This window comes from Pleurocapsa minor HA4230-MV1 (assembly GCA_019359095.1).
In the GTDB taxonomy this organism is placed as follows: Bacteria; Cyanobacteriota; Cyanobacteriia; order Cyanobacteriales; family Xenococcaceae; genus Waterburya; species Waterburya minor.
Map to the genome: position 1 here is coordinate 332,833 of JAHHHZ010000011.1, position 23,899 is coordinate 356,731.

The 23,899-nt window shown below is 40.7% G+C and carries 18 protein-coding genes; 13 read left to right on the forward strand and 5 right to left on the reverse strand.

Annotation, left to right across the window (positions count from 1 at the left end; genetic code table 11):
- Nucleotides 1-120: 120 nt before the first annotated feature.
- The 6 genes from KME09_03915 to KME09_03940 all read left to right on the forward strand — a co-directional run bounded on the left by KME09_03915 (nucleotide 121) and on the right by KME09_03940 (nucleotide 10,551).
- On the forward strand, nucleotides 121-405 hold the full coding sequence (locus tag KME09_03915; GenBank protein MBW4533061.1) for an HU family DNA-binding protein: 285 nt from the start codon (nucleotides 121-123) through the stop codon (nucleotides 403-405).
- Nucleotides 406-425: 20 nt separating this feature from the next.
- Entirely contained in the window at nucleotides 426-1,511 is a 1,086-nt protein-coding gene (gene cobD / locus KME09_03920) for a threonine-phosphate decarboxylase CobD (protein ID MBW4533062.1), read from the forward strand.
- Nucleotides 1,512-1,531: 20 nt separating this feature from the next.
- A complete protein-coding gene (locus KME09_03925; protein MBW4533063.1) occupies nucleotides 1,532-1,954 on the forward strand; it encodes a four helix bundle protein in 423 nt (140 codons plus the stop codon).
- An 88-nt stretch (nucleotides 1,955-2,042) separates the two neighbouring features.
- Nucleotides 2,043-3,488, forward strand: a complete 1,446-nt coding sequence (locus tag KME09_03930) for an NAD(P)/FAD-dependent oxidoreductase (protein MBW4533064.1) — start codon at nucleotides 2,043-2,045, stop codon at nucleotides 3,486-3,488.
- Nucleotides 3,489-3,541: 53 nt separating this feature from the next.
- A complete protein-coding gene (gene tmk, locus KME09_03935) occupies nucleotides 3,542-4,171 on the forward strand; it encodes a dTMP kinase (protein ID MBW4533065.1) in 630 nt (209 codons plus the stop codon).
- A 758-nt stretch (nucleotides 4,172-4,929) separates the two neighbouring features.
- Complete coding sequence (locus KME09_03940; GenBank protein ID MBW4533066.1) at nucleotides 4,930-10,551, forward strand: translocation/assembly module TamB domain-containing protein; 5,622 nt, start codon at nucleotides 4,930-4,932, stop codon at nucleotides 10,549-10,551.
- 33 nt (nucleotides 10,552-10,584) lie between these two features.
- Here KME09_03940 and clpX read toward each other — a convergent pair whose 3' ends face one another.
- From clpX to tig, 3 genes are all read right to left on the reverse strand, one after another.
- A complete protein-coding gene (gene clpX, locus KME09_03945; protein MBW4533067.1) occupies nucleotides 10,585-11,928 on the reverse strand; it encodes an ATP-dependent protease ATP-binding subunit ClpX in 1,344 nt (447 codons plus the stop codon).
- 25 nt (nucleotides 11,929-11,953) lie between these two features.
- Complete coding sequence (gene clpP / locus KME09_03950; protein ID MBW4533068.1) at nucleotides 11,954-12,634, reverse strand: ATP-dependent Clp endopeptidase proteolytic subunit ClpP; 681 nt, start codon at nucleotides 12,632-12,634, stop codon at nucleotides 11,954-11,956.
- A 221-nt stretch (nucleotides 12,635-12,855) separates the two neighbouring features.
- A complete protein-coding gene (gene tig, locus KME09_03955; GenBank protein ID MBW4533069.1) occupies nucleotides 12,856-14,262 on the reverse strand; it encodes a trigger factor in 1,407 nt (468 codons plus the stop codon).
- A 362-nt stretch (nucleotides 14,263-14,624) separates the two neighbouring features.
- Here tig and KME09_03960 point away from each other — a divergent pair, with 362 nt between their 5' ends.
- The 4 genes from KME09_03960 (at nucleotide 14,625) to KME09_03975 (ending at nucleotide 19,583) form a co-directional block, all read left to right on the forward strand.
- A complete protein-coding gene (locus KME09_03960) occupies nucleotides 14,625-15,668 on the forward strand; it encodes an aspartate-semialdehyde dehydrogenase (GenBank protein ID MBW4533070.1) in 1,044 nt (347 codons plus the stop codon).
- Between the two features lie 80 nt (nucleotides 15,669-15,748).
- Nucleotides 15,749-16,639, forward strand: a complete 891-nt coding sequence (gene dapA / locus KME09_03965) for a 4-hydroxy-tetrahydrodipicolinate synthase (protein MBW4533071.1) — start codon at nucleotides 15,749-15,751, stop codon at nucleotides 16,637-16,639.
- 287 nt (nucleotides 16,640-16,926) lie between these two features.
- Nucleotides 16,927-18,741 (forward strand): ribonuclease J, encoded by a 1,815-nt coding sequence (locus KME09_03970; GenBank protein ID MBW4533072.1) that lies wholly within the window; start codon nucleotides 16,927-16,929, stop codon nucleotides 18,739-18,741.
- Between the two features lie 461 nt (nucleotides 18,742-19,202).
- Nucleotides 19,203-19,583: an ABC transporter substrate-binding protein gene (locus KME09_03975; GenBank protein MBW4533073.1), complete on the forward strand. Its 381-nt coding sequence runs from the start codon at nucleotides 19,203-19,205 to the stop codon at nucleotides 19,581-19,583.
- A 13-nt stretch (nucleotides 19,584-19,596) separates the two neighbouring features.
- On the opposite strand, the gene KME09_03980 is transcribed toward KME09_03975, so the two are convergent.
- Nucleotides 19,597-20,592, reverse strand: coding sequence for a hypothetical protein (locus KME09_03980; GenBank protein ID MBW4533074.1), 996 nt, complete (start codon nucleotides 20,590-20,592; stop codon nucleotides 19,597-19,599).
- 592 nt (nucleotides 20,593-21,184) lie between these two features.
- Between KME09_03980 and KME09_03985 the strand changes: the two genes are divergently transcribed.
- The 3 genes from KME09_03985 to KME09_03995 all read left to right on the forward strand — a co-directional run bounded on the left by KME09_03985 (nucleotide 21,185) and on the right by KME09_03995 (nucleotide 22,827).
- On the forward strand, nucleotides 21,185-21,910 hold the full coding sequence (locus tag KME09_03985) for an HPP family protein (protein ID MBW4533075.1): 726 nt from the start codon (nucleotides 21,185-21,187) through the stop codon (nucleotides 21,908-21,910).
- A gap of 49 nt (nucleotides 21,911-21,959) precedes the next feature.
- Entirely contained in the window at nucleotides 21,960-22,367 is a 408-nt protein-coding gene (locus tag KME09_03990) for a hypothetical protein (GenBank protein MBW4533076.1), read from the forward strand.
- A gap of 106 nt (nucleotides 22,368-22,473) precedes the next feature.
- Nucleotides 22,474-22,827, forward strand: coding sequence for a YkgJ family cysteine cluster protein (locus KME09_03995; protein MBW4533077.1), 354 nt, complete (start codon nucleotides 22,474-22,476; stop codon nucleotides 22,825-22,827).
- Between the two features lie 20 nt (nucleotides 22,828-22,847).
- Here KME09_03995 and trpD read toward each other — a convergent pair whose 3' ends face one another.
- A complete protein-coding gene (gene trpD, locus KME09_04000) occupies nucleotides 22,848-23,894 on the reverse strand; it encodes an anthranilate phosphoribosyltransferase (GenBank protein MBW4533078.1) in 1,047 nt (348 codons plus the stop codon).
- Nucleotides 23,895-23,899 lie beyond the last annotated feature (5 nt).

Genomic DNA, 23,899 nt, shown 5'->3' on the forward strand with positions numbered 1-23,899 from the left:
GGGCTAGGGGGGATCAAAGCTAGTAAAGTAAGACTTCTCAGGCAAATTCTAAGTTCTCTCCTGTGGAGAACAAAACACAAAACACACAAACCATAAGTAAATAATAATCAGGAAATTACCATGAACAAAGGAGAACTAGTCGATCGCATTTCACAAAAAGCGACTGTAACTAAGAAGCAAGCTGATGCTGTACTATCCGCAGCTATCGAAACTATCATGGAAGCTGTCTCTGATGGAGATAAAGTAACCCTAGTAGGATTTGGTTCTTTTGAACGTCGCGATCGCAAGGAAAGAGAAGGACGTAACCCCAAAACTGGTGAAAAAATGTCCATTCCCGCGACTAAAGTTCCCGCTTTCTCAGCAGGAAAACTATTCAAAGAAAAAGTAGCCCCTGGCAAGAAGTAGTTTTAGATAACTAATTTATCTTGAACCGACCACATCACGGTGGAAATTTGAATTGGGCGGCCAGAATTGCTGGTTGCCCAGTTTCTGCTTTAACGGATTTTTCCGCCAGCATTAACCCGTTGGGTACTCCCCAAAGTGCGATCGCCGCGATTATTAGCAATACACCCCAGCTAAGCGCTTATCCCGATCCTGAATATACTGAATTGCGATCGCATTTAGCGAACCATCATCAGATCGATCCTCAGTTTATCTTGCCTGGTAATGGTTCAGCGGAGTTGCTCACCTGGGCAGGCAGAGAGTTAGCACAACAAAATTTTACGTATCTAATTACTCCCGCTTTTAGCGATTATGCCAGGGCATTAAACGCCTTTGGCGGAAAAATATTACCATGTAGGGGCGAACGGCCGTTCGCCCTTACCAAGTTCGCCCCTACACTGTTCGATTCCTTGCCCATTCCCCAGTCACCTCAGCCTCAATCAGGGTTGTTGTTAAACAATCCCCATAACCCTACGGGCAAATTGTGGACAAGAGAGGAGATTTTACCTCATTTAAAGCAATTTAACCTCGTGGTGATTGATGAAGCCTTTATGGACTTTCTAACGCCCGCTCAAGAGCAAAGCTTGATTCCTTGGGTTGCCGAATATCCTAATTTGGTAATTCTACGCTCTTTGACTAAGTTTTATAGTTTGCCTGGGCTACGGATTGGTTATGCGATCGCCCATCCCGATAGATTGAAAAAATGGCAGCAGTGGCGCGATCCTTGGTCAGTTAATACCCTAGCAGCAGCAGCAACGGCAGCAGCCTTACAAGACAAGAAATTTCAGCAGCAAACTTGGAATTGGTTAACTCCTGCGCGATCGCGTTTATTTGAGCAGCTAGAGGCCATTCCTGGACTCGATCCTCTACAGGGTGTAGCAAATTATCTGTTGGTAAAGACAGAACTTTCAGCAACCAAGTTACAAGAGCAATTGCTCAGAAATTATCAAATTGTAATTCGCGACTGTCTCAGCTTTCCTGAATTGGGCGATCGCTATTTCCGAATTGCAGTACGTTTACCCCCAGAGAATGATGCTTTAACCGAGGCTATTAGGGAATTAGGGAATTAGGGAATTAGGGAATATAGAAAATGCAGCGAAATCAACCAAAATTTATTAGTAACCATGAAGACTTAGAAGTCTATAAAATTGCCTTCGAGACTGCTATGGAAATATTTGAACTTTCTAAAAATTTTCCTCTTGAGGAAAAATATTCTTTAACCGATCAAATTAGACGTTCTTCTCGTTCAGTGTGCGCTAATTTATCTGAAGCATGGCGAAGAAGAAGGTATAAGGGTTCATTTATACTCAGGTTGAATGATGCAGAGGCGGCCCTAAAGGATACCGCTTCGCATAAAGCGGCAGAAACTCAGGTTTGGCTAAAGTTTGCAGTTAAATGCCAATATTTAAATATAGATTCGGGAAGAAAGCTCTATAGCCAATATAATCAAATTTTGGCATTAATTGTCACTATGATTAATAGTGCCGATAAATGGATGTTAACAAAAAAATGAATTATTAATGTTCCCTAATTCCCCAATTCCCCAATTCCCCAATTCCTCAATTCCCCAATCCCCCAATCTTCTATAGTGAAAAATTAGCATGGCGGTAGATTATGACTTGGTAGTAATTGGTAGTAGTTGGGTGGGTATTTATGCCGCGCAGAAGGCAGTGCAACTTCAGGCTCGGGTTGCTTTGGTGACAAGCTGTGATGAATTGTTTTTGCCTAATGATGCCTTAGTGAATAATATCCTTAGTGAAGTTGGATGCTGGAATGATCGACTAGCAAATAATCCTGTTACTAAAGTTTCAGCCATTTCTCTCACAGCAGCTAAAGATTGCCTGAACAGAGTTACTTCGACAATCCAAACCAAGAATTCGTTGGCTAATTTAGCAGCTTTAGGGGTTGATGTGATTACAGGGAAGGGAGAGTTTTGTCGTTTGCCTCACCTGGCTTTACAGACTGCTAAACGTAAATTGCGATCGCGTGCTTTTCTCTTAGCTACAGGTGCTAATTATGCTTCAGAATTTGTCGATCAGCACGGTGTTAATAATTACCTGACTTTACGTGATTTATGGCAGACAGATCTGGCAAGTTTAGGGCAAAAGATTATTATTGTGGGTGGCGATCCTGCTGCTTTGGAATTAGCACAAACTTTAGCTAGGTTTGAGAAAACTATCACTTTAGTTACGGCACAGTCGAGAATTTTACCCCAAGAAGATCCTGAATTTGCTTTATTGCTACAAGCGCAGTTGGAAGCAGAAGGAATTAAGCTTTATTTAGATTCGCCGATGAGTCAGATCAAAACTATTGATGGACAAAAATGGTTACAGGCAGGCGATCGCGCTTTGACTGCCGAGCAAATTATTATCGCTGATGTCCGACAGCCTAATATTGCAGGTTTGAACTTAGCAGGGGTAGGGGTTAAATACGATCGCCAGAGGGTTTATGTTAATCGTAAATTGCAAACAACCAACCCCAATATTTACGCCTGTGGGGATATCATTGGTGGTTATAGCCTGCCTAATTTTGCTCGCTATGAAGCTAATATAATTCTGAAAAACACCTTATTTTTGCCCTGGTATCGGGTGAATTATCATGCTCTACCTTGGGTAATTTCAACTCAGCCTAATTTTGCTAGAGTTGGTTTAACGACTCAACAAGCTCAACAGCAATACGGCAAAGATTTATATCTAGTCACAGAATATTTTGCTGATTTAGAGCGATCGCCAATAGCCAACTATACTACGGGAATGTGCAAGGTGTTAATTAGAGAAAATGGCGAAATTGTCGGCTGTAGTTTAATAGGCGATCGCGCAGAAGAATTAATTACGGCGATCGCCTTAATGATTCAGAATAAAATTAAACTAGAGCAAAACCCCATGCGCGGATTAACTTCTTTATCCTTACCAACTACTTATTTGAGTCAGTCTGAAATCTGGCAGCGCGTCTGGAATAATTATTATCAGCAAAAACTCCAGCGCCATCCGCGATTATTAAATCGTCTCCGAAGTTGGTTTTCCCTCCGCCAAGAATGGCATCGATGATTACTAATTACTAATTACTGATTACTGATTACTAACTATTGTTATTTTAAATAATGGATAAAAGATTGTTTATTGTTTTTGAAGGAATCGATAGTTCAGGTAAAACTACTCAGGCTGAGTTGTTAAAAAATAGCTTAATTGCCAACCAACAACAAGCTGTAATTAGTCCAGAGCCTTCTAATGGTATTATCGGTAATTTAATTCGCCAAGCCTTAAAAAAAAGAATTATCTTTAGTAAAGAACAAGATTTATTTGATCGGCAAATGGCTTATCTATTCGCTGCCGATCGCCACGATCATTTATATAATGATGTAGATGGAGTTTTTAAATTAATTAAAGATAATTACCATGTTATTAGTACTAGATATTACTTCTCTTCTTTGGCATATAATTGCGATACTGTAAAACAATTTAATTTTATTCAAAAACTAAACGATCGCTTTCCTAATCCAGATTTAACAATTTATCTAGACATCCCAATTGAAGTTTCTTTAGCCAGATTACAAGAACGTTCTTTACAAGAAATATATGAGACAAAAGCTAAATTAACTAAAGTTAAAGAACAATATCAGCAGATATTTGCTGCTTACGAGGGTAAAGCGATCGCTATTGATGGAACTCAAGACCAGCAACAGATTCATCAAACAATAGTTGCTCAAGTACAAGCTATTACTAAAGCATAAAATAGTTAAGCGGAATTTGCGACCATCTGATTAAATACCAACAAAATCTAATTAGTGAATTTTTACACCAATTCTCTATAACAAGACACTAAATTTAATTTAACCCCTTTGCCCCAAACTAAGCGGGATGCTCCCTTTGCGTCTTTGCGTCTTTGCGTCTTGGCGCGAGATTTAAACTTAAAATATTAAGTGCAACCTTAAGAAGAAATGGTATCACTAGCTTTTGCTTACTAGTCAAACCATACTTAATCTGAATTTAAGCGTGAGTCACTTGATATTTTTTTGTCAATATTTTACTGCAATTTGCAGTTTAGTAGAATACATGAGTTGAACTTTAAAGAGCTAATACTATTTCTCGAAACTAGCTAAATAGATAAGCTTTGAAATGTATAGGTTGGGTTGAGGCACAAAAACTAACATCTATAACTTTTGTTGGGTTGCACTATCGTTTAACCCAACCTACTAAGTCTTTTTTTACTTTTAAGAATCCGTGTAAGAAGTTCACAGCCACCATCTTTTAACTCTAATATTTTGTGTTCCTTAGAAATTACTTTAACCTTAATCTAAATTTTCATTTTTATTAGATTTAATTAGATAAACAATCTAACTATTATTTAGCGCTATAAAATAAAATCATAGTTATACTGGTCATTGTTAAAAAAATCTTAAATAGAGGAAACTATTTAGCAACTCTTTTCTTCTATATCTATAGATTGAACCAAGATACTACAGCCTACAGCTGAAAAATTTTGTCTTTACTGGCAGTTTCAGCTATAAAACATAACAATCAGATGAACCAAGATTCTGAGTATCATTCAGATAAAATAGCTAATTCTGGCGATCGCCCAGTAAAGTCTCATCGGAAATGGCGCGAGATAGTCATGGCAGTTTCTCTGTTGCTTGTGAGTGGTACTGGATTGGGCTTAATCTATGGTTGGTATCTGATTCAGCGTAAGTTAATTCCTCTAATTGAAACCGAAGCAGGTGATTATCTCCATCGTCCTCTAGAGTTGGGGGAATTAAAATCCATCTCTTTCACGGGAGCTAGTTTTGGCAAGAGTGCTTTACCTTCTACCTCAGAAAATCCTGATTTTGTCAAAACACAGGAAGTAAAGGTTAATTTTGCACCTTTGCATTTTCTCCGTCAAAAGGAATTGAAACTAGATCTGACTCTAGTTAAGCCTGATGTCTATATAGAGCAAGCTGAATCTAAACTGTGGACTCCTACGGATTTTGGCTCAGGCAAAGAATCGAAGGGAAAAATTAAGGTTGAGGTTAAATCGATTCAACTAGATGGAGGACAGCTTTCTCTAGTCGCCTATAATTCTCAGACTAATAATTTAAATCCTGCGGTAATTGCCAATATAGACGAGATTACTATTCGTCCCCAGGATGATGCCATTAAGTTTGATGCCACAGCCGAACTGATTCAAGGGGGCAAATTTACGGTTGATGGCAAAGGTTATAGCAAGACGGGAATTATTGACTTAGATTTGATCGCACGGCAGTTAAAAGCATCTGAAGTAAGTAATTTGCTGGCGTTACCTATCGAGTTGGAGCAGGGTAACCTTGATGGCAAGCTGGGTATAACTCTCACAAAAGATGAGCCGATTCCTCAATTACAAGGAGCATTAGATCTAGATAATGTGAGCCTACAAATCCCTGGTTTAGTTAAGCCTTTTAGCGGTAGTGAAGGCAAACTGCGTTTTAAGGGTTCAACGGTTGAATTAAATCGTATTGCGACCAATTTTGGTGAAGTTTCAGGACTTGCTTCTGGCTCGTTAAATTTAGCAGAGGCAGGAAATTACCAGATCGATACGCAGGTTAAGCCAGTGACAGCGCAAAAAGTCATTGATGCTTTAGAACTTGATGCTCCTGTACCAATTCAAGGCAAAATAGGCGGAAATTTAGCAGTTAGAGGTAGCCTAGAAGCTCCTGTTGTCCAGTTCGATCTGGCTACTACTAGCCCTAGTCGCATAGATCGAGTAGATTTCCAAGCAATTAATGCTGATTTAGAGTTAATCGGTACAACTTTAAACGTTAGGCAGTTTACCTCCTCGCCTAAAGGTGGGGGAACAATTGTCGGCAATGGTCAGTTTCAGCTAGACGGATTGCAAAACCTAGCCTTTAACGTCCAGGCAGCGGGAGTTTCGGCTAAAGCGATCGCCCGTGGTTATAATAGTCAGCTATCTGTAGATATTGGTCAAATTTCTGGTCAAACGAATATATCAGCCCAAGCAACAGATCTCTCGACTCTCCGTTTTCGTAACGGCAAAGCTAATTTTGACCTCGGTAACGGTATAGTTGAGGTAGATAATCTAGACTATGGCGAGGGTGTTTGGTCATCAAAGCTGACGGCTTCTAGTGTAGAGTTTGGCAGTTTGCCGATTGGCAAAGGTAGTGCGCCAACTATTGCCCAAGGTTTAGTCACTGGTGTCCTCGACGTTTCAGGAACGAAAAATTTTGGTAATTTAAATCAGGTTAAAGCAAAGGGTCAAGCAAACCTTAATACCGTTGGTGGAAAAGTTTCTATACCTAAAATTGCGATTAATCAGGGCAAATGGACGGCAGATACTAAGACTAAGAACTTAAAGCTACAGCGTTTATTTCCCGACTTACCTGACGAATTTAACGATAACCTGAGCGGAAAATTTTATCTCACGGGTAATATTCCCGATCGGGCGCAGCCTCAAACCTTGATTAACGGTTTTGGCGATTTAGCTTTAGCCCAGGGGCAAGTTAAGGTAGATGATTTAAAAATTGTCGATCGAGACTGGACAGCGATCGCCCAAGGTACTAATCTTAAGCTGAAGGAATTAAGCTCAAGCACTCCCGATCAGTTTGCTGGACTGGTTAACGGTAGAGTAAAGCTCGCTGGAACGACAGATAATATTACCCCTGAAGGGATTAAAGCCACAGGGAATGGTAGTTTGACCCTACCAGAAGGCGTATTTCAAGCTCAACAACTGGCGATCGCCAACGGTAAATTTAACGCTCAAGTAACGCCCCAACAAGTAGATTTGAGTCTATTTGCCGATCCTAATTCTAATGAACTCGAACTTAAGGGAAAACTGGGGGGCAATCTAACAGTTGCGGGTAAAGTAGATAATTTGACTCCCAGCGCCGTAACCGCCAAGGGGAATCTGAGCTTTAGTCAAGGAATTGATCTATTAGAACAGCCTCTATCTACGGCTATTGCTTGGGATGGGAAACGCCTAAACGTACTGCAAGCTACAGGTGATGGTTTAGATGCTCAGGGCTATATAGTGCTAAACAAATCGTTTTTTAGCACTATTCCCGATAAGTTGGCTGCGGTAGAGTATTTTGAATTTGACGTTCCCCAAGCCCGCAGGATCGAGCTGAAAAAGCTGCGTCTACCATTACCTAGTTGGGCAACAAACTTAGACTACACAGGGAAAGCAGACTTCTCAGGCAATCTTAGCGGAGTGCCTTCTGCTCTGAAAATTAACGGTAATTTAGGTCTTCAGGATTTTCGCGTTGAGGGTCTAGATTTTGCGCCTTTCCTCGCGGGTAACGTCCAAGTATCACCTGAAGGGGTGCAACTTAATCTCCAAGAAGCTTTAACTACCCCATTATTACCTGCTACGGGCGACTCTAATCAGCCATCTCGACCTCTAGATCGGATTAAATTGGTTTTAAATCCTGATTTTTCGCCTGTGAGTTTAGCGATCGCACAAGACTATTTTCAAGTAACGGGAACAGGGGAACAAGACATTCTCAACCTGACTACAGCGAATGTGCCGATCGAACTGCTCAAAACTATGGCACTAAAAAGCGAAGAGTTTGCCGTATCCAAAAATCTCGCGCTGCAACCAGTCAAAGGCAATCTGTCGGGAGATTTTACCTTTAATCTGAAGACTTTAGCCACTACTGGTACAGATGTGGTCATTGAAAACCCAGCTTTAGCCAGTATCAGAGGCGATCGCTTAGCAGGAGATTTTCAATACGTTGATGGTTATTTCGCCGTTCAGGATGCTGAATTTAAGCAAAGAGACAGCATTTATAAACTAACGGGTAATCTACGTCAAAAACCAGATGATCTAGAGCTAGATGGTCAAGTTAGCGTTAATGGAGGACAGATTCAGGATATCTTAGTTGCCCTGCAAATTTTTGAACTGACGGACTTTGCTCGTATATTTAGCGATCGCGCTTATGGTAAAGCTACCGATCTATATCAGCCAGCAACTTCCCCTCAGAAACAAGCTTTATTCGATCTGGGTTTAAAAAATGCGCCTGTGATCGACCAGCTTCAGTTATTAGCTGCAATTCAAGCCTGGCTAGCCTCAGCACAGGAAGAAAGACAAACGGCTTTAGTTCCCGACCTGAAAAACCTACGGGGAACTTTCAATGGCGAAATTAACCTGTTTGGCTCTTTAAAAAAAGGCATCACTTCAGAATTTGATTTCATCGGTCAAGAATGGCGCTGGGGTAATTTAACTGGTGAAAAAATTATCGCCCAGGGAAGTCTGCGGGAAGGGATTTTGACTTTACTACCTATTTCGGTACAACTTCAAGATCTGACTAAATCTAATGTTCAAAATAATATTTCGCCAACCCTTCTATTTACAGGTACTTTTGGTGGTTCAACCCAATCGGGACAATTGAGACTAGTAGACATGCCGATGAAATTAATCGAACAGCTATTTTCCTTACCTTCAGAACCAGCTGTAGATGGTCTAATTAATGCTACTGCCAGTATTGCAGGCAGCAAAGATAACCCTCAAGCCAGGGGAGAGATTAGCATTGATAATGCTTCGTTAAACGATACCTCCATCCAATCAACCAAAGGCAGCTTTAACTATAAACAATCTCGTTTAGAATTTTCCGCCAGCAGCATAATTGCCACCAATGCCGATCCTTTGATTCTTCGAGGTAGCGTTCCCTATCAACTACCTTTCGCCCAAGCTAAACCCCAAAGCGATCGCCTAGAACTACAGCTTAACGTTAAAGATAAAGGCTTGGCTCTACTAGATATCTTTTCGCGGGGAGAACTCAAGTGGATTGACGGTGCAGGCAACATTGCCCTAGATATTACAGGAATTCTCGACCAACAGCAAAAACTACCACGTAAGTTATCGGCTCAGGGAATAGTCAATCTTAAAAATGCGACCATCTCAGCCAAGAGTTTACCCAAGAATTTGCTTACCAAAATCAACAGTCAGGTATTTTTCGATCTAGATAATGTGCGTGTCAATAACTTTGAAGGAGATTTTGGCGGGGGCAAAATTACCGCAACTGGCACTATTCCCTTTAGTGAAACAGTCCCCCTTAATCCTTTGACCATCAACTTCAATGACATTCAAACAGTTGCAATCCCCAAACTATATAACGGAGGCGTGAGAGGAAGCCTACAAATATTAGGTAAGGCAACCGAACCCAATGTCACTGGTGATTTAACTCTCTTTGACGGTACAATTCTGCTGAACGATGACAGCGATAGTGATGAAGCTAAATCTAAATCTACGGATTTTAGCGATCGCCTCAATGCCATTGCCAGACCTGATGCTGCCGAGCAGGGAATTGCCGCCATCACTCAATATAAAAATCTTAAATTACGTTTAGGTAAAGACATTCAGATTAGTCAACAGCCACTCTTTACCTTCACAGCTACGGGAAATCTAGACATCAATGGTACTTTTCTCCAACCCAGTCCCAACGGTACGATTAGGTTGAAACGCGGTCAGCTTAACCTCTTTACCACTCAATTAAACTTATCGCGAGACTATCAAAACACGGCTCGTTTTTCCAGCAATAATGGGATCGATCCTTTCTTAGATATTTTATTAATTGGTTCAGCGATCGAAGCCAGCAACCGCAACATTCCTAGTGAGTTATCGCCAACCGAAATTCCCGATTTTGGCTTAACCACCCTCGAAACTATTCGAGTCTCCGCCAAGGTAAAGGGACTTGCCAGTCAAATCACTAACAATAACAAAATTGAGCTTACCAGTAGTCCGCCTCGTAGTCCAGATGAAATTGCGGTCTTATTAGGAGGGGGTTTTGTCGAAGCTTTAGCAAACAGCAATGGTACTGCTGGATTGGCTACCTTAGCTGGTTCAGCACTCTTTGGTAGTTTAAATGCAGAATTTAATAACATTTTTCCCATTGGTGAACTAAGGCTGTTTCCTACCCCCATCATTGATGAGAATCGAGATAATCAAGGAGATGGCCTAGCAGGAGAAATCGCCTTTGACTTAATTAAAGATCTTTCTTTCTCTGTGCTGAAAATTTTAAACAATGACACTCCTGCTCAATTTGGTTTTCGCTATCGCCTCAACGACAACTTTGTCCTGCGGGGTTCGAGTAATTTCCAAGAAGATGGCACTAGAGGACTGATTGAATATGAACTAAGGTTTTGATTAACTAAGAAAAACTACAGTCCGATCGTCAAACTAAGCCGATTCTGGCTTGCGATAGGAAGCAGGATGAACAATCAATTCAGCCGTAGAACGTTTTTCTACCATTTCTTCGGTAATAATACATTGATAAACATCTTCGCGGGAAGGAATCTCATACATCACCTCCAGCATCAATTCCTCAACAATGCCTCTTAAGGCTCTAGCACCAGTCTTGCGACGAAAAGCTTCTTTAGCTAAAGCTTTAATTGCTCCTTCAGTGAACTCTAGCTCAATGTTGTCCATTCTCAACAGCTTTTGATATTGCTTGACAATGGCGTTACGGGGTTGAGTCAAAATCTGGACTAAAGTTTCTTCATCCAGAGGCTCTAAGGCTGCGGTAACAGGAATTCGTCCGACAAATTCAGGAATCATGCCAAACTTGACTAGATCGTCTAACTCTAATTTCTGTAAAACGTCGGCAGTACGCTTTTCTTTTAATCCAGATCGCTCTCCTTTCTGGATAAACCCAATTGACTTTTTACCCAAACGACGCTCAACCACCTTATCTAGACCAACAAATGCACCGCCACAGATAAACAGAATATTTTTAGTATCTATCTGAATACAATCTTGGTAGGGATGCTTGCGACCACCTTGGGGCGGTACATTAGCCACTGTTCCTTCCAGCATTTTTAGTAGCGCCTGCTGTACACCTTCTCCCGAAACATCGCGAGTAATCGAGGCATTTTCACTCTTACGGGCAATCTTATCAATCTCGTCAATATAGATAATACCTCGTTGGGCTTCTTCTACATCTAAATCGGCTACCTGCAAGAGTCGTAGTAAGATATTCTCAACATCTTCTCCTACATATCCTGCTTCAGTCAGAGTAGTGGCATCAGCTACTGCAAAGGGAACTTGTAAAACTTTAGCCAAAGTCTGTGCCAATAAAGTCTTACCGCAGCCAGTAGGCCCAATTAACAGGACGTTGGATTTCTGTAGTTCGACAGAATCTTCTGCGTCTTTAGCTTTATTTGCTATGCTCAGACGCTTGTAATGATTGTAAACCCCGACTGAGAGAACCTTCTTGGCTTCTTCCTGACCAATGACGTGTTCATCCAAACACTTCTTAATTTCAATTGGCTTGGGAATATCGCCAAAAGCAATACCACCCACTCTAGCTTTTCGTTTCTTGGGTGGCTTGGCTTCTGAATTACCAGACACAGCAGGAGAAGAGACTATTGCCCCCTCTTCGATTAACTCCTCATCTAGAATTTCGTTGCACAGTTCGACACATTCGTCACAAATATATACTCCAGGGCCAGCAATTAATTTTCTGACCTGTTCTTGAGATTTTCCGCAAAACGAACATTTTAGATGGGAGTCGTATTTAGACATATAGACCTCTGACTAGTAGAGCTTTTTAGGTAGTAGGTGTGAGAGTCGCTGACGATTTAGTAATAACTTTATCGATTAAGCCATATTCCACAGCATCTTCGGAAGACATATAGAAATCTCTCTCTGTATCGGCAGCTATCTTATCAAAAGGTTGACCAGTATGTCCTGCGATCAGTTCATTAAGTCTTTGCTTAATATAAAGGATTTCTTTTGCCTGAATTTCAATATCAGTAGCCTGCCCCTGCGCACCCCCTAAAGGTTGGTGAATCATAATTCGTGAGCTAGGTAGAGCCATCCGCTTTCCTTTAGTACCACCAGATAACAAGAAAGCGCCCATGCTAGCAGCAATACCATAACAGATTGTTACCACATCTGGTTGAATTTGCTGCATGGTGTCATACATCGCCAGCCCTGAGTAGACTGAACCGCCAGGAGAGTTAATGTAAATTTGAATGTCTTTTTCAGGATCTTCTGCTTCGAGATATAGTAACTGAGCAACTACAGAATCAGCCACCTTATCGTCAATAGCTGTCCCTAAAAAGATAATGCGCTCTCGTAACAGACGAGAGTAGATATCAAAGGCGCGTTCCCCTAGACCTGACTGTTCTACCACCATCGGTATGACATTCACTTCTGTCAGCATTGAGCTAACTTGAGGCAGGTTTTTGCTAACGAGGAAGCTATAGGCTGAATGCGATTCTAGCATAGGTTTTTGCCAAAAATTTGTCACTATTTTGAATATGTTATGGGCTGGAAACAATTATAGTTAATTGCTGAGGCTCCTTATATTTATTATGACTCAACTAACAATGATGAATAGTAGGGATTGCCAACCAAGAATGCTAATGAAAAAAAAATAGGGCAACTTAAAACTTAATTATAATTCTGCTTTTTTAGTTCTTCATTAGCAATTTAACTCATTTAGCGTTACTCAGAATCAGCGACCACTTCTGCCTCAACAGTTTTTATTTCCGTCTCAGAATCTTCTTGTTCTGCTTGAGCTTCTTGAGCTTTTTGGAGAGAACCTTCAGGAACCAGCTCTATTTGAGCTTTATCGCGTAAAAACTTATAAGTGTTTTCAGTGAGTAAATCGCTTGTGACCATTTCTAGTAAACGTTCCTCGTCTACTTCTTGTCCTGCCAGTTGTGGTCTTATTTCAGTGATTTTGGCATCGATCGCCCCTTGATCGGGTTCTAGTGCTTCTTTTTTCGCTATTTCTTGGAGAATTAATGATTTTTGTAGATTGGATACCGCTTCAGGGCGAGCATTATCTCGCAACATGGGAACATTATCCGAGTTAAACAACTGTTTGACATCCAAGCCCATTTGCTGCATTTGCATCAGGGTTTTCGTCAACACGCTAGTTGTTTCTTCCTGCACCAAAGATTCTGGCAGATCGATCTGGTTTTGTTCCATCAAGGCAGCAGCGATCGCCTCATTGATGTTATTGTTGGTTTGGTTTTGGGCTTGTTCTTTAAACTGTTTTTCGATCGACTCTTTATAGGCTGCGAAGGTGTCAAACTCATCATCACTGACTTCTTGAGCAAAATCATCGTCCAATTCTGGTAGCTCTTTGGTTTTTAGCTCATTCAGCGTAATACTAAAAATGGCTGGCTTACCCGCTAAATCTTCTTGGGGATAATCTTCAGGAAAGGTAACGGACACATCCTTAGTTTCTTCAGGCTTCATGCCCACAATGCCTTCTACCATGCCAGGAATTAGTTTGCCTTCGGCTATTTCCACCTGGAAATTAGTGGCGCTGCCCCCTTCGATTTCCTTATTTTCCTCTTCTGGGAGAATGCCTTTAAAATCAACGAATGCCACATCTCCCATTTGAGCTGCACGTTCTTCTACGGGAACAAGATCGGCTTTTTGCTCGCGACGCTGATTGATAAAATCATCAACCTTTTCGGGCTGATAGACTATTTCTTCTGCTTTAACGCTGAGATTATTGTAGTCAGACAGTTCTATACTGGGAGGAACATCTACGGCAACAGAAAAGCTAATCGCGTCCCCTGGATTATATTGTCCTAACAGTTCATCAAAATTGGAGCGTAAATTGGGTTGACCAAGAGCCTTAATCGATTCCTGTTCAATGGCATCTTGTAAAGATTTTTGAATTAATTCTTCGAGGGCTGCTGCCTTAATGCGATCGTTACCGATTCTTTGTAACAAAATGCGACGGGGTACTTTTCCTTTACGAAACCCAGGAATATTGCTGGAACGGGCAAGGTTTTGCACCATTTTTTCGTAGGCATTTCGAGACGCTTCTGGAGCAATTTCTATATTTAAACCAACTTGACTTTCAGGAAGTCTCTCCTGGGTTACTTTCATCGATGCTAATATCTCAAAACTACTGGGTTAATTTTAGGGTGGATCTAGGTAGGGATAAACTTAAGCTAAAGTTAAAACTTGCAATGCACTTAGTTAATTACTGTAGTAACAATAGTTTGCGTATCGAAATGTAAATAACCAGAACAATTTGCCTCAGTTTTTCTCCATGAACCAATAGTCATAATAATATATCTATTGAGCGAGCTACATCTTTTATTGACTAGCAAATTATCGGGTTATTTTTTAGATGTAGTTAAACTAAGCAATTAGACTGCTGAAATTAAAGCCAAAATAATTTTGTCTGAAACCAGATGATCGTCAAACTTTACTAAAATTGATAAGCCCGAAGGAGGTCAAGATAATTGTCTAAAAAAGTGAATGTAGCGATTTTAGGAGCGACTGGAGCAGTTGGTAAGGAACTACTAGATTTACTTGCCGAACGCCAGTTTCCTCTAAAAAATCTTAAGTTACTGGCATCTTCTCGTTCGGCGGGGAGTAAAATTGCTTTCAATGGTCAGGAAATAACCGTTGAGGTAGTGAGCGAGAATTCTTTTAAAGATATCGATCTTGTCTTGGCATCTGCGGGGGGTTCTACTTCTAAAAAATGGGCGCATCAAGCGATCGCTGCGGGAGCGGTGGTAATTGATAACTCTAGCGCTTTTAGAATGGATGAGCGCGTACCTCTAATTGTGCCTGAAATTAATTCTGCGGCGGCTGCTAACCATCAGGGCCTGATTGCTAATCCTAACTGCACCACGATTTTGATGGGGGTGGCAATTTATCCTCTGCATCAGGTTCAGCGTATTAAGCGCATCGTGGTGGCTACCTATCAATCTGCTTCTGGTGCAGGAGCTAGAGCAATGACAGAAGCTATGGTTCAAGCTCAGGATATTTTAAACGGTAAGCAACCCCAAGCGGAAGTCTTACCCTATCCGATCGCCTTTAATTTATTTCCCCATAATTCGCCTCTAAATGAGCAGGGATATTGCGAAGAGGAAATGAAAATGATTAATGAAACCAGGAAAATATTTGGCGATCCAGATATTGCGATTACCGCCACCTGTGTCCGCGTACCCGTATTACGAGCGCACTCTGAAGCTATTAATCTGGAGTTTGAGCAACCTTTTGATGTTAAGCAAGTTAGAGAGTTGATTGCAGCAGCACCAGGAGTCAAGCTAGTCGAAGACTGGCAAAGTAATTATTTCCCGATGCCGATTGATGCTACAGGCAAAGATCCAGTGTTAGTGGGTCGAATTCGTCAGGATATTTCTTGCGATCGCGGTTTGGAACTGTGGCTTTGTGGCGATCAAATTCGCAAAGGAGCAGCTTTGAATGCAATCCAAATTGCTGAGTTATTACTGCAAAAGAATTTATTAACAGTCCCTAATTCGGCGGTGAGCGCTTAAGAAACTAGCTAGCTGGGAAAATACAGACTGAGAACAGATTGAGAACAAATTGAAAATAGTAATCATAATGAGTCAGATAAATGCGTGAAGAACCGTTTGGTAGGGTAATAACGGCAATGGTCACACCATTTGCTGAAGATGGCAGTGTCAACTATGCAGTTGCCGAAAAATTGGCGGTTCACTTGGTAGAACACGGTAGTGATGGATTAGTAGTTTGCGGCACTACAGGAGAATCTCCAACTTTAAGTTGGTCAGAAGAGTATGAGCTATTTAAAGTAATTAAGCAGGCGGTGGGCGATCGCGCTAAAATCATCGCGGGAACAGGATCGAATTCGACAACAGAAGCGATCGCTGCTACAGTCAAGGCAGCAAAACTTAACCTAGATGGTTCATTGCAGGTCGTACCATACTATAACAAGCCACCCCAAGCAGGATTATACGAGCATTTTAAAGCGATCGCCGAGGCTTGCCCCGATTTACCAATGATGCTTTACAATGTGCCTGGCAGGACTAGTTGTAACTTGGAGGCAGAAACTGTAGCCAACCTAGCGCAAATTAGTAATATAGTGGCAATTAAAGAAGCTAGTGGTAATTTAGAACAAGCCTGTAAAATCAAATGTTTAACCCCCGCTAATTTTGCGATTTATTCAGGAGAAGATGCGTTAACATTGCCGATGATGACCGTTGGTAGTTCTGGAGTAGTAAGTGTTGCTTCTCATTTAGTCGGCAAGCAAATGCAGTCAATGATTGCAGCCTTTCATAATGGGGATAATCAACAGGCTACCAAAATCCAGTTACAGTTATTTCCTTTGTTTCAAGCGTTGTTTATGACCACTAACCCAATTCCTGTCAAAACTGCTTTAAGGTTGCAAGGATGGCAGGTAGGTAAGTTACGAACACCATTATGTGAGTTACAATTAGATTTATTAGAAAAGTTAAAGTTAATTTTGCCAGAATTAAACCTAATTTAGATAGCGTTAACAGCACTCTTTGATTGACTATTATTGTAATCAGTAGCTAAGATTTGGATTCTCTAATCAACAGCAGGTCTTTATTCATCAACAAACATTAAAGCTGGCCGCGATCGGCAGCTAGTCGTAGTTAGATCACAGTTAGCAGTTAGTCAAGAAAAAAAGTTAATTGTCCCCAGTAATAGTTCAGTTCTTAGAAAACTCTCTTCAATAGAAATTCTAAGGCGAATTTACAGTTTTTATTGAGTAAATAAAAAAGCGCGAATAACCACATACAAATAAACCACATGAGCAAAATAGTCAAAAAAAGCAAAAAGCCAACTGTCAAAATTATTCCCTTGGGTGGACTGCATGAAATAGGTAAAAACACTTGTGTCTTTGAATACGAAGATGAAATAATTCTGCTGGATGCAGGATTGGGTTTTCCCTCAGATCAAATGCACGGCATCAACATCGTTTTACCCGATATGACCTACTTGAGAGAGAACTCTCATCGGATTAAGGGCATGATTGTCACTCATGGTCATGAAGATCATATTGGCGGTATTGCTTATCACCTCAAGCAGTTTGATATCCCTGTAATTTATGGGCCGCGACTAGCAATGTCTTTGCTGAGCGATAAATTAGAAGAAGCGGGAGTTAGCGATCGCACTACCTTAAAAAGCGTTCTTCCCAGAGACATTGTCCAGATCGGTCAGTATTTCCGCGCTGAATATATCCGCAATACCCACTCCATCGCCGACAGCTTTACCGTTGCCATCCATACACCAATTGGCACAATCATCCATTCAGGAGACTTTAAAATTGACCACACTCCTGTAGATGGTGAACACTTCGATCTTCAGAAGCTAGCCGAGCATGGAGCCAAGGGTGTACTGTGCTTGCTGAGCGATTCTACCAATGCTGAAGTTCCAGGACATACCCCTTCAGAGAGATCCGTCTATCCCAACCTAGATCGCATCTTTAATGGCGCAGAGGGGCGGATTATGGTGACCACCTTCTCTTCTTCAGTGCATCGAGTCAATATGGTCTTAGACTTAGCTCGTAAGCATGGTCGCAAGGTTGCAGTCGTCGGACGTTCGATGCTAAACGTGATTGCCCACGCTCGTAAACTAGGGTATATCCAGTGTCGTGACGATATTTTTGAACCCTTACGCTCAGTCAATCGTTTACCAGACGAAAAAGTTTTAATTCTTTGTACTGGCTCTCAGGGTGAAGAATTAGCAGCGATGACCCGTATTTCTAAAGGGGAACATCGACAAATTAGTGTGAGGGAAGGAGACACGATCATCTTTTCCGCTAATCCCATTCCTGGCAACACTATCGGCGTGGTTAACACCATCGATCGCCTGATGATGCAGGGAGCAAAAGTAGTCTATGGACGTAAAGAAGGAATTCACGTTTCAGGTCATGGTGCGCGAGAAGACCACAAGCTCATGCTTAATCTAACCAGACCCAAGTTCTTTGTCCCTGTTCATGGTGAACACAGGATGTTGGTAGAACACTCAGGCATGGCTCAGGCAATGGGTATTCCGAAAGAAAACATTGTCATCATCAAAAACGGCAATATCATTGAACTTACAGAAGACAGCATTGGCGTTAATGGAGAAGTTCCTTCTGGTATCGAACTTGTAGACCGTGCAGGTATCGTGCAAGACAACGTGATGAAAGAAAGACAGCAGTTGGCTGAAGATGGTGTAATTACTGTCGCTGCTGCAATCAACTGGTCTGGTGAATTAGTCGCTACTCCTGCTTTACACCTACGGGGGGTGGTCACTTCCATCGAGCAATCTTTACTGCAACAGTTGGTCAATCGAACTGTCGAAAGAATTTTAAGCGATCGCTGGAACGATTTTAGTGAAACTAAAGACGGTGAAACTGAGGTTGACTGGACGGGAGTACGTCTAGAAATTGAAGGTGGTTTACAGCGTTTATTGAAGCGGGAATTAAAAAGCCGTCCTTTGGTAGTATTTATGATGCAAATTCCTGAAAAACAACCTGCTAAAACCACAACAGCCAGAAGAAGAAAACGTTCTAGTTCGATCGGCACAACTAGCACAGCTAGCTCAACTTCTGCACCTGTAATTTCTAGCCGTAAATAAGCTCTACTAATCTATCGATTTTGAATTGATATCTAGACTAAAGCGTTGCCTATGGTGAACAAAGGCAACGTTTTTTTTGTCAAACTACTTCCTACTCAATATTTCTCGTTTAAGCTTTGTTATTGATTAGTTAAGTAGTAGGTAGTCCTAAAGGACGACGCGTAGCTAGTGCTTTAGCATAAGCTTCGCAAATAGGTAGTGAATAGTAGGTAGCGTTACTTGTTACTCGTTACTCGTTACTTTTCTAGCCTCATAGATTAATCTGCATTTGTTAAACGAGAAGTATTGACTTCCTACTTCCCAAGCGCTCGCTGTTAGCTGTAGACTAAAATAGTCGGTTAAAATAGTTGTTATTTGTGAACAGACAATAGAAAATATAAACTTCAATTTACAATGTCAATCAAGCGATCGCTGTAGTTCAAGCCAATAAAAAACGATTACCTTTACTGGGAAATCAAACGATGTATAACTTTGAAACTCTACAACAAGGTTCAGCAAATGCTAACGGCATGACTTTATCGGTAGCTTGGCATTCAGGGGATAATACGGATCGAGTCTTTATTGAGTCAGCTCAATCACAATGGGGTGGTGATGTTGGGTGGCGCACCGCGATGGCTTATGATGCAACGAAAGCAATGGTTGTCGGTTTGGAGTCAGAGTTAAAACCCACTCGCCAGCAGCTACAGGCAACTTTAGCCAATCCTGATTTTACTTTTACTGGTGCTACAGGCATAGTCAAATTTTTACCTTCAGGCGATCGCAACCTTAAAGGTGTTCTAGTTCAAGTAGAATCAGGCGATCGCTCTGGGGTGGGTTATGATTTTGTGCCAGTTGAACCTTAAACATACTGTCAAACTACTGTAAAAGATATTGCCATAGCAAAATCATCACGGGTAAAAATATGGTGCTGAGGGCAATCGTACTAGCTGTTACTTGGCGATCGAGATTATACTCTTCCGCCAAAATTAAGTTAGTATTAGCCGTTGGCATCCCAGACATCAACACCATCGACAAACGGGCATCTCCTGTAAAGCCAAACCAAGTTAAACATAATCCTGTTAATCCTGGTATAACTAGCATTTTGAGTAGAGTAGGCATAATTGCCCAGTTGAAACAATTAACTTTTTTGATTTCTTGAATTTGGATTCCCGTTAGTAAAAAGGCACTGGCGATCGCTAGCAAAACTGCAAATTTAAGCCCCGAATCAACTGTTACGGTAAAGTCAACACTACGACTGTACCATCCCAGTACAAACGCCCATAAAGCAGGGACTTTAAGTAATTGCTGTAGCTGAATTGACCAACTAATTTTTTGTTGAGAGCTACCATAGTAATTAGCCAGCAAAACCCCCATTCCAAAACTACCAAATAAGATTTGGGTAACACTGTATAGCACAGCCCAACCTGAATATACCGAATTGACGAAAAGAGGGACGATGCTTAAGCCTAAATAACCCGTACTGCCTAAAGTAGAAGCCAAAATAAAACTACCTTGACCAGAAGAATGTTCTGGTATTGGCAAATCAACTTGCTTAGTTTGATAGCTAAATAAAGAAAATAAGTTTTTTACCAGATCTTTTGTCAAGATTGCCTGACTTAATTGTTGACCATAAAATAAATTTAAATTAGCTAAAATTAACCCTAATAACAATACCAAAATGGTAATTATAGGCGGAAACCAAATGTCTTTAATTAATGTAGTATTGTGAGCGATTACAAATATTTGTAGTGGTAAGCCAAAACGATATAAACTACGGCCGAGCGAGCGAGTAAATTTAGCATTAATTAATTTCAATCTTCCGAGAAAAACTCCCGTAACTGTACCTAACAAACTTAAAACGATAGTTTCCATGATGATTTGCTCTTGCTAGCAATTACTGCAAAATATGAGTTAATACCACACTCTTAATTACTCAGCAAATTTATGTAAGCAAAGTATTTAATAATCAAAAGCAAGTAAAACTGATGCTGTTCAGCTATATGCTGGCAGCATTTTTTAGTCATTATTTTTCGCTCAAAACTTCGCTTAAATTCTATTTTTATAGAATTTAAAAGCTTAAAAAACCGCTTATTTCACTCTTACAAGTTAGTTTTAACTTAAACTACTTTTTCAAAAGTATCTTTTGCTACTAAAGTTTGATTACTCCGTAAAATTATGAATTAAAATCATCGAAACATTGAATAAATTACATATTGATTGGTTTTTATTTAAAAATATGCTTTTTGAAAGTTTTAAAAATAACTTTGATTATTAAAAAATTGAGAACTAGTTTGAGATTTTTTGAAAAATAAATATAATGATCGATGCATTTAAGACATAATAATATTGCTAAAAATACATTGACAACTTATAAAAGCGTTTAATTTAATTTACAATTACCAAAATGACTAGTTTCTATAAGCTGGTCTAATACAGTCGAGTTTTTATCAATGCCGTTTTTAAAATGTCACAACAAACCGCTCAAAACTCTACTCAAGGTGATTCATCAGGAAAGTTAGTCTTATCGCATCGCTCAACCTCAATCATTGATAGCAGTAGTCCTCAGCAACAGCTAATAGAAGCTCAACAACAGCAAATTAATCAGTTAAGGGAAGAACTTGATCAACTCAAAAGAGACGGCGTTAACCCAAGTAAAACACATAAGTCTCGGCATTTCTGGCGTAATTTGAGACAGTATCTTGCCAAAATCAATCTTGGTTCAAATCATCAACCTAGATTTTCGCTGAATGAAATTTTGTTCTCTTATGTTGGCAGTTTTCTGGGTATTGCCACTTTAGCTTATTTAAGCGTTAATTCTGGTTATCCTTTGATTGCAGCCCCATTTGGCGCAGCAGCAGTATTAGTTTTTGCCGTACCAAATTCACCTTTAGCTCAACCTGGTAATCTTATTTTCGGTAACTTCTTAGGTGCGGTAGTTAGTGTATTGATGGTTTTTTTATTTGGTTCAGAGCCTTGGGTAATGGCTTTAGCTGTGGCAACGGCAATTAAACTAATGCAGTTGACAAAAACGCTGCATCCTCCTGGTGGGGCAGTTGCTTTAGTGGGAGTAATGAGCAAAGCTGAAGTAAGTTTTATTGTTACGCCTGTTCTTCTTGGTTCAATAATTTTGTTGTTTTGTACGATTGGATTTAATAACTTAATGCCAGGGAGATCTTATCCCAAAGCTTAATGATGAGGATTGCCAACATTGGCTAAAATATGGCAAAACTATTTAGATCATGACCACTTTAAGCAAAAAAAGAAAGCAATCCTGTTTGATTATCCTGGCTACAGTTTTTGGTAGTGCCGTAGTGGCAGCAGCACCAAAAGCTAATCTAGACTATGCTAAGCAAGTATTTTTAACGGTTGCCGATATAGCTATGTGTATGGTGATCTGGGATATTTACTTTGAAGAAAATTTATATCAGAAAAATATTACATCTATTTTGTTAGAGTTGTTTGGTGTCATTATCGTAAGTGCGATTACTGCCTATATAGCCTCTAAAGGAATCACGGCATTGAGCGATCGCCTAATTCTCTGGTTAGGAGAAATGGGTTGGTGGGTAATTGGCGCGATCGCCGCTTTGACAGCTAGTTTGCTTGGAGTTGGCTGGACGTTGTATTGTGATGATCAATATAGAAATTAAGATCTAATTAAAATAGTTATTAATTATTATAGTTATTAATTATTAGTAGGCGCTTAAAAGTATAAAGGTAGTGAAAAAAGCAAAATTAACCACTAAAGATGAGCAAATTGGTAAATGGCGATGCGTTTCAGGCTGTGGTGCTTGCTGTAACCTTGACCCCGAAGAACGACCAGATCTAGAGGAGTATCTCTCACCAGAGGAGCTAGAAACATATCTGAGTATGGTGGGGGAAGATGGCTGGTGTATAAATTATGACCACGACGATCGCCAATGCCAAATATACGAGCAGCGTCCGCGTTTTTGTCGAGTGCAGCCAGATAATTTTAAATCCATGTTTGGCATCGAGCCAGTAGAGTTTAATGAATTTGCGATCGCCTGTTGTCAACAGCAAATCACTGGCGTTTATGGAGCAAAAAGCCCTGAGTTAGAACATTACAACCAAGAAATTACCCAGGTTTAGACTTTCCTCCTGTCAATACTTCAACTTTTGAGGAAGTTGACCAATTCCTCTAATTTAGACCAAGCAGCTCCACTGCTGATGATTTCTTGGGCAATGGTAACTCCTTGAAGATAATCACCAAAAGGGACAAGTTCCCCAACCTGTAGAGCAAGAGAAGCGTTAAGAGCTACTGCATCTTGCTGTGCCGTTGTTCCTTTTCCTTGCAGTACATTGCGTAGGATCGTCGCATTCTCGTCAACGTCTCCACCTTGTAATGCGCTCAGGGATGCAGATTTTAAACCTAATGTCTGCGGATTAATCGTATCAGGTCTAATTTTACCCTGGTTAACTATCGTCAAGTCGCTAAGATCGCCTAATCCTGCCTCATCGAGCTTTTCTCTACCGTGCAGGGCGATCGCCTTTTTGACTCCCAACAGATTTAAAGCTTCCGCCATGCTATAAATAAACTTACTGTCATATACTCCAATTACTTGACCTGTAGGGCAAAGAGGATTAACTAATGGCCCTAAAAGATTAAATACCGTTCTAATTTTGAGGGTGCTGCGTAAAGGTGCAACACTTTTCATTGCAGGATGCCAGCCACGGGCAAACAAAAAAGTAACTCCCACATTTTCTACGGCTGCGGTGACTTTCTCTGGGGTAGCAGTTAAATCAACTCCTAAATATTCCAAAACATCTGCTGAACCCACTTTACTAGAAGCGGAACGATTACCATGCTTTGCCACTTTAATTCCCGCTGCTGCTGCCACAAACGCCACAGCTGTAGAAATATTAAAGGTAGATGAGCCGTCTCCTCCTGTGCCACAGGTATCGATTACAGGGTAAGCATATTTAATTGATTGCTGTTGCAAAGATTGATTTTTTAATACCTGCGCCATCCCTGCTAATTCCGTAGCAGAGACTCCCTTAGCTTGAATAGCTGTCAAGATTGCCCCCGATAACACTTCAGGAATTTGCTCGTTTAACCATCCTTCCATTAGTTGCGCAGCTTGAGACTGGGAAAGGGATTGTTGCTCTAATAGCTGTTGCAGCAAACTAGTGAAATCTAGAGGATTTGGGTTATTCATGATTA

Coding starts and splice junctions, on each gene's coding strand:
- KME09_03915 (MBW4533061.1), top strand. CDS start 121: ATGAACAAAGGAGAACTAGTCGATCGCATTTCACAAAAAGCGACTGTA.
- KME09_03925 (MBW4533063.1), top strand. CDS start 1,532: ATGCAGCGAAATCAACCAAAATTTATTAGTAACCATGAAGACTTAGAA.
- KME09_03930 (MBW4533064.1), top strand. CDS start 2,043: ATGGCGGTAGATTATGACTTGGTAGTAATTGGTAGTAGTTGGGTGGGT.
- tmk (MBW4533065.1), top strand. CDS start 3,542: ATGGATAAAAGATTGTTTATTGTTTTTGAAGGAATCGATAGTTCAGGT.
- clpX (MBW4533067.1), bottom strand. CDS start 11,928: ATGTCTAAATACGACTCCCATCTAAAATGTTCGTTTTGCGGAAAATCT.
- clpP (MBW4533068.1), bottom strand. CDS start 12,634: ATGCTAGAATCGCATTCAGCCTATAGCTTCCTCGTTAGCAAAAACCTG.
- tig (MBW4533069.1), bottom strand. CDS start 14,262: ATGAAAGTAACCCAGGAGAGACTTCCTGAAAGTCAAGTTGGTTTAAAT.
- dapA (MBW4533071.1), top strand. CDS start 15,749: ATGCGTGAAGAACCGTTTGGTAGGGTAATAACGGCAATGGTCACACCA.
- KME09_03970 (MBW4533072.1), top strand. CDS start 16,927: ATGAGCAAAATAGTCAAAAAAAGCAAAAAGCCAACTGTCAAAATTATT.
- KME09_03975 (MBW4533073.1), top strand. CDS start 19,203: ATGTATAACTTTGAAACTCTACAACAAGGTTCAGCAAATGCTAACGGC.
- KME09_03980 (MBW4533074.1), bottom strand. CDS start 20,592: ATGGAAACTATCGTTTTAAGTTTGTTAGGTACAGTTACGGGAGTTTTT.
- KME09_03985 (MBW4533075.1), top strand. CDS start 21,185: ATGTCACAACAAACCGCTCAAAACTCTACTCAAGGTGATTCATCAGGA.
- KME09_03990 (MBW4533076.1), top strand. CDS start 21,960: ATGACCACTTTAAGCAAAAAAAGAAAGCAATCCTGTTTGATTATCCTG.
- trpD (MBW4533078.1), bottom strand. CDS start 23,894: ATGAATAACCCAAATCCTCTAGATTTCACTAGTTTGCTGCAACAGCTA.